General features: G+C 32.6%; 13 protein-coding genes. 12 read left to right on the top strand and 1 reads right to left on the bottom strand.

From position 1 onward, the window contains the following. Positions 1–34 precede the first annotated feature (34 nt). Entirely contained in the window at positions 35–772 is a 738-nt protein-coding gene (locus QLQ95_RS14720; protein ID WP_482500400.1) for a hypothetical protein, read from the bottom strand. Between the two features lie 259 nt (positions 773–1,031). Between QLQ95_RS14720 and rplS the strand changes: the two genes are divergently transcribed. From rplS to QLQ95_RS14660, 12 genes are all read left to right on the top strand, one after another. Then, positions 1,032–1,382, top strand: a complete 351-nt coding sequence (rplS, locus tag QLQ95_RS14715; protein ID WP_095931369.1) for a 50S ribosomal protein L19 — start codon at positions 1,032–1,034, stop codon at positions 1,380–1,382. 280 nt (positions 1,383–1,662) lie between these two features. Continuing rightward, positions 1,663–3,882 (top strand): NADP-dependent isocitrate dehydrogenase, encoded by a 2,220-nt coding sequence (locus QLQ95_RS14710; protein WP_095931368.1) that lies wholly within the window; start codon positions 1,663–1,665, stop codon positions 3,880–3,882. A 143-nt stretch (positions 3,883–4,025) separates the two neighbouring features. Then, on the top strand, positions 4,026–6,407 hold the full coding sequence (locus tag QLQ95_RS14705) for a TonB-dependent receptor (protein ID WP_482500397.1): 2,382 nt from the start codon (positions 4,026–4,028) through the stop codon (positions 6,405–6,407). 31 nt (positions 6,408–6,438) lie between these two features. Then, on the top strand, positions 6,439–7,260 hold the full coding sequence (locus tag QLQ95_RS14700) for a DUF4249 domain-containing protein (protein ID WP_482500395.1): 822 nt from the start codon (positions 6,439–6,441) through the stop codon (positions 7,258–7,260). 3 nt (positions 7,261–7,263) lie between these two features. Further along, positions 7,264–7,746 carry a GyrI-like domain-containing protein gene (locus QLQ95_RS14695; RefSeq protein WP_095931365.1) on the top strand — a complete coding sequence of 161 codons (483 nt, stop codon included), beginning with the start codon at positions 7,264–7,266 and terminating at the stop codon, positions 7,744–7,746. Between the two features lie 21 nt (positions 7,747–7,767). Further along, complete coding sequence (locus tag QLQ95_RS14690) at positions 7,768–8,346, top strand: hypothetical protein (protein WP_482500393.1); 579 nt, start codon at positions 7,768–7,770, stop codon at positions 8,344–8,346. A 13-nt stretch (positions 8,347–8,359) separates the two neighbouring features. Next, positions 8,360–8,806, top strand: a complete 447-nt coding sequence (locus QLQ95_RS14685) for a DinB family protein (protein ID WP_482500391.1) — start codon at positions 8,360–8,362, stop codon at positions 8,804–8,806. Positions 8,807–8,932: 126 nt separating this feature from the next. Continuing rightward, positions 8,933–9,595, top strand: coding sequence for a thiamine diphosphokinase (locus QLQ95_RS14680; protein WP_320493921.1), 663 nt, complete (start codon positions 8,933–8,935; stop codon positions 9,593–9,595). A 134-nt stretch (positions 9,596–9,729) separates the two neighbouring features. Continuing rightward, positions 9,730–11,022, top strand: coding sequence for a Fic family protein (locus QLQ95_RS14675; RefSeq protein ID WP_482500389.1), 1,293 nt, complete (start codon positions 9,730–9,732; stop codon positions 11,020–11,022). A gap of 195 nt (positions 11,023–11,217) precedes the next feature. Then, positions 11,218–12,168 carry a 23S rRNA (adenine(1618)-N(6))-methyltransferase RlmF gene (gene rlmF, locus QLQ95_RS14670; RefSeq protein WP_482500387.1) on the top strand — a complete coding sequence of 317 codons (951 nt, stop codon included), beginning with the start codon at positions 11,218–11,220 and terminating at the stop codon, positions 12,166–12,168. A gap of 80 nt (positions 12,169–12,248) precedes the next feature. Continuing rightward, on the top strand, positions 12,249–12,485 hold the full coding sequence (locus QLQ95_RS14665; RefSeq protein ID WP_111365373.1) for a uroporphyrinogen decarboxylase: 237 nt from the start codon (positions 12,249–12,251) through the stop codon (positions 12,483–12,485). A gap of 82 nt (positions 12,486–12,567) precedes the next feature. Further along, complete coding sequence (locus QLQ95_RS14660; RefSeq protein WP_482500385.1) at positions 12,568–13,509, top strand: alpha/beta fold hydrolase; 942 nt, start codon at positions 12,568–12,570, stop codon at positions 13,507–13,509. The last annotated feature ends 62 nt before the right edge of the window (positions 13,510–13,571 follow it).

Genomic DNA, 13,571 nt, shown 5'->3' with positions numbered 1-13,571 from the left:
GACTGAGACCGAAAACTGTGACTGAGACTAAAATCTATCCGCTATAATTCATAGATGTAATTTGATTGCCAGATAGTTCTATGTCCAGCAAATGATCTCGGTAAAAATCATCTCCAGCAGTAACAGATGTGAAAGTACCATCATCATTAATAATTATTAAAACTCGATATAATTCTAAAGTATCATACCAATCAAGATCTGCTCTAATTTGCGAATCATATTGTTCTTTGTTATAAAAATCAATTAATTCGTTTTTACAATTTGAAAGCCAATTAATGTGCTCAACTATTTTATCAAAATACGCTTCAATATGATTATTTGGTAAGCAAATCGAAAATTTACCTTTTTCAAGAACCTTATTAAATACAACAATATTTTTGTTTTTAATTTTAAATTTCTTTTCGTCTTTTTTTGACTGTGAGAAATCATTCAGAACTAATTGCACTTTTTCTTTTTTCCCTCTAAGTTTCCTAAGATCCTTTATAATAAAATTGTTTTCATGCGATTTCGCTTTCTGCTCCAAAACATACAGTTTAGAAGTATCCTTTGTGTTTTTTGAATCTGCAGCTTCTTTAAAAGTTTCAAAAGCTGATCTATGAAAACCCAAAAGAATATAAACATTTGAAAGAACTAAACTTTCCTGTTTGTTTTTCTCAATGCTTTCTAGTTCATACAAAAGGTCATACATTTTCTCAACACTTTCTTTAGAACCATTCGATTTTCTAAATTCATTAGAAAAATCGATATATTCTTTCATATAATTTTTATCCATCGTATTTTAATCAAAACCTATACAAATGTAAGATTTCACCTTAAATAACATAGCAAAAATACAATTCTCATGTTCAAACATTAATAACAACAAAAACCATAAATTAGAACCATAAAACACATTTTATCAAACAGTTAAAATAATTTACAATTTATAATTCATAATTTATAATTATTTTTTACATTTGCACCCGAATTAGACTAACCTCTGGCGAGATCCGTGAATGTTACTCTATTAAAAACAATAATAAAAAATTATCATGGCAGATTTATTAAAATTCGTTCAAGACGAATTCGTTGCTAGAAAAGATTTCCCTGTATTTGGAGCTGGAGATACTATTACAGTTTTCTACGAAATTAAAGAGGGTGAAAAAACTAGAACTCAGTTTTTTAAAGGAGTTGTTATTCAAAGAAGAGGTTCTGGTAACACAGAAACTTTTACTATTCGTAAAATGTCTGGAGCTATTGGAGTTGAGCGTATCTTCCCAGTAAACTTACCAGCTTTACAAAAAATCGAAATCAACAAGAAAGGTGCTGTACGTAGAGCTAGAATTTTCTACTTCAGACAACTTACTGGTAAAAAAGCTAAGATTAAAGATAAAAGAAGATAATCATTTATCAATCTGTTATAAAAAACTCGTTTCATATTGCTTGAAACGAGTTTTTTTTATGTTCTATTTCTACCACTAACAAAACCGTAATTTTTTAATACCAAAATCATCGATTTAGCAATTTAATGAGCTCGAAATAACAATCTGTTAATTTCGTCTTTTCTCATCAAAACTCAACCGTTTTCGTTGTGATTTTATTATATTTGCTCCGCTCATTTTGAGCCGAATATATCTTTTACATCGTTAACTCCTGACGATACGATTATAAAAAAAAAAGAAAATGAATAAATCAAAAATTTTTTACACCTTAACTGATGAGGCGCCGTTATTGGCAACTTACTCTTTGTTACCAATTGTTCAAGCTTTTACAGCAACAGCTGGAATTGAAATCGAAACCAGAGATATTTCGCTGGCAGGAAGAATTTTATCAAATTTCCCAGATTCTTTGACAGATGCTCAAAAAACTGGAGATGCATTGGCAGAATTAGGTCAATTAGCAACTCAGCCAGAAGCTAACATCATCAAATTACCAAACATTTCAGCATCTGTACCACAATTAAAAGCGGCTATTGCTGAATTACAATCGCACGGATACAACGTACCAAATTTCCCAGAAGATCCACAAAACGATGCTGAAAAGGAAATTAAAGCTAAATATGCAAAAGTATTAGGTTCTGCTGTAAACCCAGTTTTACGTGAAGGAAACTCTGACCGTAGAGCTCCAAGAGCAGTTAAAAACTTTGCAAAAGCAAACCCGCACTCTATGGGTGCTTGGTCTGCTGACTCAAAAACTAAAGTGGCTTCTATGTCAGGCGGTGATTTTTACGGAAGTGAAAAATCACTGACTGTAAATGAAGCTAATGATGTAAAAATCGAATTTGTTGCTAAAGACGGAACTGCAACTGTTCTTAAAGCAAGTACGCCATTAAAAGCTGGAGAAATTATTGATAGCTCTGTTTTAAGCGTAAGCAAATTAAAAGCTTTTGCTGCTGATGTTATCGCTGAAGCTAAAGCTGCAGGAGTGTTACTTTCTGTACACTTAAAAGCTACAATGATGAAAGTTTCTGATCCAATTATCTTTGGCGCTATCGTTGAAGTATATTTTGCAGATGTTTTCGAAAAATACGCTTCTTTATTTGCTGAATTAAACGTTGACACTAGAAATGGTTTAGGCGATATCTACGCTAAAATCGCTGGAAGACCTGAGCAAGCAGAAGTTGAAGCTGCTATCGATCAGGCAATCGCAAACGGACCAGCTTTAGCAATGGTAAATTCTGATAAAGGAATTACAAACTTACATGTTCCTTCAGACGTAATTGTTGATGCTTCTATGCCAGCAATGATCCGTACTTCTGGACAAATGTGGAATAAAGAAGGTAAAGCACAAGATACATTTGCTGTTATTCCAGATAGATCTTATGCTGGAGTTTATACTGCAACTATCGATTTCTGTAAAAAACATGGTGCTTTTGACCCGAAAACAATGGGAAGTGTTCCTAACGTTGGATTGATGGCTCAAAAAGCTGAAGAATACGGATCTCACGATAAAACTTTCCAAATTAAAGGTGACGGTGTTGTACGTGTGGTTGATGCAAACGGAAATGTTTTAATGGAGCAAAATGTTGAAGCTAATGACATTTTTAGAATGTGTCAAGCAAAAGACGCTCCTATTCAAGACTGGGTTAAATTGGCTGTAAACAGAGCTCGTTTATCTAGTACTCCTGCTGTTTTCTGGTTAGACGAAAATAGAGCACACGATAGAGAATTGATCGTAAAAGTTCAAAAATACCTTAAAGACTACGATACTACAAACTTAGATATTCGTATTTTAAACCCAATTGCTGCTACAGAATTTACTTTAGACAGAATCATCAAAGGTTTAGATACGATCTCTGTAACAGGAAACGTTTTACGTGACTACTTAACAGATTTATTCCCAATCTTAGAATTAGGAACTTCTGCTAAAATGCTTTCTATCGTTCCGTTAATGAACGGTGGTGGATTGTTTGAAACGGGTGCTGGAGGTTCTGCTCCTAAACACGTTGAGCAATTTACAGAAGAAGGATACTTACGTTGGGATTCATTAGGAGAATTTTTAGCTCTTGGTGCTTCTTTAGAGCATTTAGGACAAACTTTAGACAACTCTAAAGCTATTGTTTTATCTGAAACTTTAGATCAAGCTAACGATAAATTCTTAGCAAACGATAAATCTCCAGCTCGTAAAGTAGGTCAAATTGACAACCGTGGTTCTCACTTCTATTTAGCTTTCTATTGGGCTCAAGCTTTGGCTGCTCAAACTAAAGATGCTGAATTGCAAGCTATCTTTACTCCAATTGCTGCTGAATTTGAAGCTAACGAAGCTAAAATCGATGCAGAATTAATTGCTGCCCAAGGAAAAGCTCAGAACATTGGAGGTTACTACCAACCAACTCCTGAGTTAATAAGCAAAGCAATGCGTCCTAGTGAAACTTTCAACGCTATTGTTGCTAAAATCAAATAATTCAGAATACATCTGTATTTCGAAATAAACAAAAAGGACAACCCACAAAGGTTGTCCTTTTTTTATCTTAACTTATGTTTAACAAAAGTTCCGTAAGAATATTTAGTAAGAATTCATTATCTATGTAAATCAAAATCAATATAATGATTACAAAAAATACCTGCACATTTCTTCTTTTCATTTTAACGGTCTTCACCTCATTTGCGCAGGAAAAATTTACTTTAAGCGGAACTATCAGCGACAGTAAAAACAACGAAACTTTAATTGGAGTTAATATCTTTATTCCAGCTTTAAAAATTGGAACGACAACCAACGAATACGGCTTTTATTCTCTTTCTGCACCAAAAGGCGAATATGAAATCGAAATTAGCTACGTGGGCTATCAAACCATTCAAAAAAATATTGTTTTAGATCAGAATATAAAAAGCAATTTCTCGATCAAAGAAGGTGGCGAAGAACTGCAGGAAGTCATCATTACAGAAAACAAAAGCAAAGCCAATATCAAATCACCTGAAATGAGCGTGAACAAACTCTCCATTTCAACCATAAAAAAAATGCCTGTTGTTTTAGGAGAAGTGGACGTCTTGAAATCTATTTTATTACTTCCAGGCGTTACCAATGCAGGCGAAGGAGCTTCCGGATTTAATGTCCGCGGAGGCGGTGCAGACCAAAATCTGATTCTTTTAGATGAAGCGACTATTTTTAATTCGTCTCACGTTTTCGGATTCTTCTCTGTCTTTAATCCAGATGCTATTAAAGATTTAAAACTGTATAAAGGTGGAATTCCTGCACGATATGGCGGAAGAGCTTCTTCGGTTTTAGAAATTTATCAAAAAGACGGGAGTAGTAAAGATTTTCATATGAATGGCGGAATCGGATTAATTTCGAGCCGTTTACTGGCAGAAGGTCCAATTGTAAAAGACAAAGGTTCTTTTTTGATTGGCGGAAGGGCTTCTTACGCACATCTTTTTCTTAAACTTTCTGAAGACAACAAAGACAATGCTGCTTATTTTTATGATTTAAATACCAAATTAAACTATAAACTCAACGATAATAACAGTTTGTATTTATCTGGATATTTTGGACGAGACGTTTTCAGATTAAATAAAAGTTTTACCAATACTTATGGAAATTCAACTTTAAATCTGAGATGGAATCATCTGTATTCTGATAAATTATTCTCCAATCTATCCTTAATTTACAGTGATTACTATTACGGATTGGATCTTGATTTTGTTGGTTTCAATTGGGATTCAGGAATCAAAAACTATAACATCAAATACGATTTCAAACATTATCTTTCAGACAAATTAAAACTGAATTATGGCGTTAATGGAATTTATTACAACTTTAATCCAGGAACCATAAAGCCAACCGGGGAAGATTCTGGTATTAATCCAGATCAATTAGACAGAAAATATGCTTTTGAACCTTCTATTTATTTAGATGCCGAAAGTCAGATTTCTAAAAGACTTACTGTCGCTTACGGATTGCGATACAGCTTATTTTACAGATTAGGCGCTTCCACTATTAATTACTACGATAACAATGAAGCCGTAGTTTTTAATACCGACATGCAGATTTACGAAAAAGGCACGCCAACTTCAACACAATATTTTGGCAAAAACAAAGTCATTACGAGTTACAACAATCTTGAACCCCGTTTTTCTATTTCGTACCAATTAAACGAAGAACAAGCTCTAAAAGCGAGTTACAATAGAATGGCGCAATATCTTCAATTAATTTCTAATACCTCATCTCCTACTCCGCTAGATGTTTGGATGCCGAGCGATAATTACATTAAACCTCAACTTGCAGATCAGGTGGCGCTAGGTTATTTTAGAAATATTTATAATGACGCTTATTCGCTAGAAGTAGAAACCTATTACAAAAAAATACAAAACAGACTGGATTATATTGACGGAGCCGATTTAATTGCCAACAATGCCATAGAACAGGTTATTTTAAATGGTCAGATGCGCTCATATGGTTTAGAACTGATGATAAAGAAAAACAAAGGCCGCTTTAATGGCTGGATTTCGTACACACTCTCAAGATCAGAACAACAGACTCCAGGAAGAACTTCAGAAGAAATTGGCATTAACGATGGCAAATGGTACGCATCTGCTTATGACAAAACGCATAATTTAGCGATTACATCTGCATACAATTTAAACGAAAAATGGTCATTTGGTGCTAACTTTGCATTGCAGTCAGGACAACCCGTAACATATCCGAACGGGCAGTACCAATATCTAGGCATTATAGTTCCAAGTTATGGTTTACGAAACGAAAATCGACTTCCTTCTTATAATCATTTGGATATTTCTGCAACACTAACGCCGCGCAACAACAAAAATAGAAACTGGAAAGGCGAATGGGTTTTCAGTATTTACAATCTTTATAATCGAATGAATGCCGCTTCAATCAACTTTAGGCAAAATGTTGATACGGGGGCAAATGAAGCAGTGAGATTATCCATTTTCGGAATTGTTCCTGCAGTAAGTTATAATTTCAAATTCTAAAAAAATCAGTTCAAAAACTAAAAATAAGCTTATGAGAAAATTAGTTTTTTTAATCGTATTTTTTACATCATTGTTTTTCACTAGTTGCGAAGAAGTAGTTGATGTTGACTTAGATACCGCTCCTCCAAAACTGGTGATCGAAGCCGCTATAACTTGGGAAAAGGGCACGACTGGAAAACAACAAGTTATCAGATTAACCTCGACAACAGGCTATTTTGAGGATGTAATTCCCGCGGTATCAAACGCTGTGGTTTATGTGACAAATAGCAAAAATCAGAAATTTAATTTTATTGAATTTAATAATACAGGGCGTTATATCTGCCCTAATTTCAGACCTGAAATTAATGAAGAATATACTTTAACCGTTATTGACAAAGAAAACACTTATACAGCATCTGAAGTTTTAAAATCGGTAGCGCCAATTACTCGAATCGAACAAAAAAACAACAGCGGTTTTACCGGAGAAGATATCGAAATAAAAGCTTATTTTACAGATCCAGCAGACGAAGACAATTTTTATTTATTTAAATATATTTATTCGAATAAAGTAACTTCAAATTATTATGTTTCTGAAGATAAATTCTATCAGGGAAATGAAATTTTCAGTAGCGCCATTGATGAAGATTTAAAAGCAGGAGATGAAGTCGAGGTAACGCATTACGGGATTTCTAAACAATATTATAATTACATGAACATCTTGGTAAGTATAGCAGGAAGTAATGTTGGAGGTCCGTTTCAATCGCCGCCAGCAACCGTAAAAGGAAACATCATCAATACAACAGACAAAAACAATTATCCGCTTGGGTATTTCTCTCTAAGCGAAACCAGTACACAGAAATACAAAATTGAATAATTTATGCTACCCATCATTAAAAACTTAACCGAGAAAAAACTCGTTGGACATTCTATCGAAATGTCATTTATCGAGAATAAAACGTTTCAATTATGGAGTGGTTTTATGCCCAATCGAAAAGAAATAAAAAATGCTATTGATGCCAATTTATATTCTTTAGAAGTGTATGCAGAAAACCATTTTGATAATTTTGATCCTAATGACAGTTTCCAGAAATGGGCCGCAGTAGAAGTTTCAGACTATCAAACTATTCCAGAAGGAATGAAAACTTTAATTGTTCCAGATGGTTTATATGCCGTTTTTCTTCATTTAGGCCCAGCAACAGAAGCTCATAAAACATATCATTACATTTTTGCAGAATGGCTCCCAAATTCGGAATACACGGTAGATGACAGACCGCATTTTGCCGTAATGGATCATAAATACAAAAAAGACGACCCAACTTCTGAAGAAGAAATTTGGATACCGATAAAAAATAGAAATTAATCGACCGAATTTGTTATTGATATGAATTACAAAAATTACTCTGACAAAGATCTTGAAGAAGCTTATATTACTATGGTTGATTACTCTGGAAAAGCTAGCACGGAAATACTTTCGGAAATAAATAACAGAGGAGGAATTGACGTTTTTCTAGCTACTTTAGAATCCAATAAAATTAATAAAAAAGAAATACAAAGAATAACAAAGGAAGTATATGATTTGAGTAATGATTATTCTGATTTGGACTTCATAAAACAATTTATACAATCAGACATACTAGATTCCATTGAATTAAATAATTTAATCGACTCTAAATTTAATGAACATCAAGCAATTTTAAAAGATAGAGAAATTAATCAAAAAACAATTTATGGAAGTCTAGCAGGAATGGCTTTAGGAATTATAATCAGTTTAATTTTCTACATCTTGATTATCAATATTTTAGGAAAATTTATATATTATCCTATTATAGCTGTATATTTCATTTGTTATCGAAGCATTAAGTTCATAACCAAACAAACAAGAGATAATACATTTGTGTTTCTAACATCACTGGCAGGAACAATACTGACATTGATTTGTCTTTTCTTCATTTACCATTAATTCAAATAAAACAATGTCATTACAAACTTTAAAAACACTGTTCAACAGAGATTTAAACAAACTAAAATTTGAAATCGAATCGTACGAATTCGAAAAACAAATTTGGGTAATAGATAAAAACATTTCCAATTCAGCTGGAAACTTATGTTTGCATTTAATTGGCAATCTTAATACTTACATTGGCGCAGAAATAGGCAAAACAGGCTATGTGCGTAATCGTCCGTTAGAGTTTTCATTAAAAGATATTCCAAAAGCAGAATTGATTTCTAAAATCGAAGACACGATTGAAGTGATCAATAAAAGTTTAGATTCCTTAACTGAAAAAGATTTAGAACAGATTTATCCGCAGATTGTTTTTGAAAAAGAAATGACAACAGGCTTTTTCTTAATTCATCTTTCAACACATTTAGCATATCATTTAGGACAGATAAATTATCACAGAAGACTTCTTGATTTCTGATTGTAGATTTTAGATTGTAGATTGTAGATTGTAGATTTTTACTACGATTTAAAAAAAATCTAAAATCTAAAATCATAAATCTAAAATTCTAACCCGTACCTTTACACCACATTCAAAAAAACGCTTATGTCATCACACCATATAGTCCGCGACGATCAAGAACCCGCTTTAATAATTGCAAATGGCGCAGCCTGCGATCCCGAATTATTAGGACAATTATTAGAATGGTCGCCACTGGTTATCGTTTTAGATTCGGCTATTGAAAGAGTGATTGAATTAGGCATAAAAGTCGATGTGCTTTTGGGTGATTTTGACCGCGGTTTTGATCCTGAAATTTATAAAACTTCGCAATTTCCAATCGAAATCGTTCATACGCCAGATCAAGATAAAACAGATCTGGAAAAGGCTTTTGATTATCTTATCGAAAGAAAAATTCCTGCCGTAAATGTTGTTTGGGCAACCGGAAAACGTGCCGACCATACAATTACAAACCTTACACAGATTGTTCGTTACAGAAATTCACTCAAAATTGTAATTCTCGACGATCATTCAAAAATATTTTTACTTCCAACAAAATTTGAGAAATGGTACACCGCTAAAACACCAATTTCACTTATTCCAATTGGTGTTGTAAACGGAATTTCTTCTGCCAATTTAAAGTACGAATTAAACAACGATACACTAACAATGGGTTACAGAACCGGAAGCAGTAATTCTGTCGAAAAAGATGGCATTGTAACCATTACACATCTTGAAGGCGATTTGCTTTTAATGGAGTGTTTTGATTAATCTATTTTCTTATCTGTAAAATTTTACAAATCGAAAATAAAGCTTATTCTAATCCAATAAATATTGTTTGGGAAAATTTGCACACATATTAAAATATAGTAACTTTGATATAAAAGTTACCATATTTATACACTATGAAATTAGAACAACCACCTATAGAAATCAAATTTAAGGAAGTTTTTCAAGATTATATTGATAAAAAATTTGAGAATTTTCTACGAGTTTCTGACGGCAGGTATGTATATTGGGATATATTAAAATATCGAAAAAATTTACCTTATCCTGAGGATACTGTAAAATCTTGGAGTTTACTTAAATTCCATCGTTCAATAAACTACAAAAGCATTAATTTCGGAGAAAAGGATTTTTATTACTACATAACCGAAAACATTCAACAAAATTTACATGAGTTTGATTTAAAACTAATTGGGGGATTATATAAAACACCAATTACTCAAAATGATAAGGCTGAATATTTAAAAGGCTCTATTCTTGAAGAAGCAATTGCTAGTTCGCAAGTCGAAGGAGCAGCAACTACTACAAAGGTAGCTTTCGAAATGCTAAAATCTGAGCGTAAACCAAGGAATGAATCTGAACAAATGATTTTTAATAATCTTCGAAGTATACAATTCATAACAGAAGAAAATACTAGATCATTAGATTTTAATTTTATAATAGAGATACATAAAATTATGACTGCTAAAACTTCTGCTGAATATTGTTCAGGAAGTTTTAGAAAAAGTTCTGTATTTGTTACTGATCACGTAGATGGCGAAATTGCACACATGCCGCCAGAGTCCAAAAACATAGAAAAATTCATGCAAGATTTATGCAATTTTGCTAATTCTGAAAAACCATTCATCCATCCCATCGTTAAGGCATCAATTATACATTTTATGTTTGGGTATATTCACCCATTTATGGATGGAAATGGTAGAACTGCAAGAGCACTATTCTATTGGTATTTACTTAAAAAAGATTATTCTTTAATCAAAAACATATCTATTTCTAGAGCTATTTTAAATTCTAGAACTCAATATGACAAAGCTTTTTTAATGACTGAATACGATGGTAATGATTTAACTTATTTTATTAACTATTCAATTCGAAACTTAAGAGTTGCATTTGAAAATTTAATTAATTATAGGGATAAGAAAAAAGAAGAAAGCGATAGGGCCAATCTAATAGCTTATAAGTTAATATCAAAAGGTCTAAATAAAAGACAAGCTGATTTAATTTCTTATTTATATATCAAATCTGATCCAAATGTAAATATTGCATCCTATTCAAATCGACACGAAATTGTTAGGTTGACTGCTAGAAAGGACATTAATGAGTTATTGAAAAAAGGTCTAATTGTAGAGGAGAAACTAGGGCGCGATATTATATTAAATATTTCTTCAAAAAAAGTATTGAAGAATATGTAAATCTATAATAGTAATTCTACTAACAACGCTTTGCTTGATTTGTTTTTTTGTGTATTGCTTACTTGAAACAAAATATAAATAAAAACATTATTTCCCAACCGGAAGTATCATGGATTTGAACAATTTCTTTAATGCAAAATCTCACAAAATCTTTCTAAAAAGGAATACCTATCTTTGCAATCGAAACCAAAGAAAATGAAAGCAGAAAACAATTCCGAAAAAAGTAATTTACACCCAAGAAATCTTCATCGAAACCGATATGATTTTGAAAAACTGATTTCAAATTGCTCAGAATTGAAAGCTTTTATTTCTATAAATAAATACGGAATCGAAACTATTGATTTTAGTAATCCGTCTGCTGTAAAAACATTAAACAAGGCTTTACTGAAAACCTATTACGGCATTCAAAACTGGGATATTCCTAAAAATTATCTTTGCCCGCCAATTCCAGGGCGTGCCGATTATATTCATTATATCGCCGATTTATTGGCCGAAAGCAACAATAATCAAATTCCAGAAACTTCGCATGTTTTAGGATTAGATATCGGTACGGGTTCCAATTTAATCTATCCGATATTAGGGAATTCGATTTATAACTGGAGTTTTGTCGGAACAGATATTGATCAAAAATCAATCGAAAATTGCAGTAAAATTATCGAAGCCAATCCAGAATTAATCGATTCTATCAGTTTGCAACAACAGACTGAACCGCGATTTATTTTTAAAAATATTATCACGCCCGAAGACCGTTTTACATTCACGATGTGTAATCCGCCTTTTCATGCATCTGCTGAGGAAGCGAATAAAAGTACTTCTAGAAAAGTTTCTAATTTAAATCCGAAAGAAAAAAGAAATACAAATCCCATTTTGAATTTTGGTGGACAAAATGCCGAATTGTGGTGCAATGGCGGCGAAATCGGATTCATCACGCAAATGATTTATGAAAGCGCTAAATATCCTTCGCAAGTTTTATGGTTCACCACTTTAGTTTCTAAAAAAGAAAATCTTTCTTCAATCTACAAAATATTGAAAAAAATAAACGCCGTTTCTGTCCAAACAATCGAAATGTCGCAAGGACAAAAAAATAGCCGAATTGTAGCTTGGAGTTTTTTTGAAACCCCAAAATCCCAAAAACAATTCTTTTAAAATACTGATTTCCAAAACAAAACCTTGATTTTATAATTAGCTTTTGCTACATTTATTGTAAACTATTTAAAATCAAGATTATGGCAGAATACATTGGTTATCTCGCGTCTGTATTTATCGTTGGAGGTTTTTTGCTAAAAAACCTTAGAGCAATCCGATTCATTAATATGTTTGGCTGTATCTGTTTTGTCATTTACGGTATTTTTTTAAATGATTACAGAGATTTCAACCAATGGCTTTGGCCGGTAATTATTCCGAACGCTATTTTAGCTTTTGTACAGATTTATTATTTAACCTCCAAAAACGATAAATCTTAAAATTATGATATTTTAAAATAAAATTCTGATACCCTTTTCACCTACTCTAATCGTAACTTTAAGCTGAAAATTGAATTTTATTATGATATTAAAAATATATTACCGCTTAGCAATTGTACTTTTTTTAGTGACAAGTTGTGCTTCAAAAAAAGCAAAATTTGACGATTACGTTTTTAAAACCAAAGCCGAAGAAGCAAAATACCAAACTGCTTACGACAAAGCTTTAAAACTTTGGAACATTCCATACACTGAAGAAGACGTAAAAACAAGTTTTGGAACGGCGCACATTGTAATCGCAGGGCCACAGAACGGGAAAAGCCTAGTCTTACTTCACGGAATGGACGCGAGTTCTACTATGTGGTACCCAAACATTAAAGTTCTGGCCAAAAATCATCGCATTTACGCCATCGATTTTATCATGGAGCCCAACAAATCCCATCTAACCGCAAAATCGCTTTCATCTGATGACATTGTTGTTTTTTATAACGAAATTTTCGATCATTATAAATTAAAGAAATTTGATCTAATCGGGGCTTCACGAGGCGGCTGGATTGCTACATTATTAGCTACTCAAAAGCCAAATTCGATCGACAAGATTGTTTTATTAAGTCCTGCGCAGACTTTTAAATTTCTTGATAAACCCAGAAAAACGACTTCTGCATTAATGCTGAAACTTTTTCCGAGCGAAAAGAAATTCAGTAAAACCGTATCCACTTTTTCAACTCATCCTGAAAACATAAGCCGTATTTATAAAAGACAGTTTTATTTGGCTAATAAATATGCAAAATCCAATTCTAGCATGCTTAAAATGATGCCTTTTTCAGATAAAGAATTAGAATCGATTCAAAATCCTGTTTTGGTTTTAATTGGAGATAAAGACGTTATCAATTCAGAAGAAAGTCTAGAGAGGGCGAAAAAACATTTATCAAAAAGCGAAACTAGAATCATCAAAGATGCAGGGCATTTTCTAACTATTGATCAGCCCAAGATTGTAAATGAAGCTGTTATTAGTTTTTTAGATTAAGAGCGTTTTCTGTCACACATTTTTACAAATAAGCTTTGCATTTACATTGGTTTCATAAACAA

It is taken from the genome of Flavobacterium sp. B330r, assembly GCF_056824325.1.
This window is presented reverse-complemented; position numbering and strand designations above follow the sequence as displayed.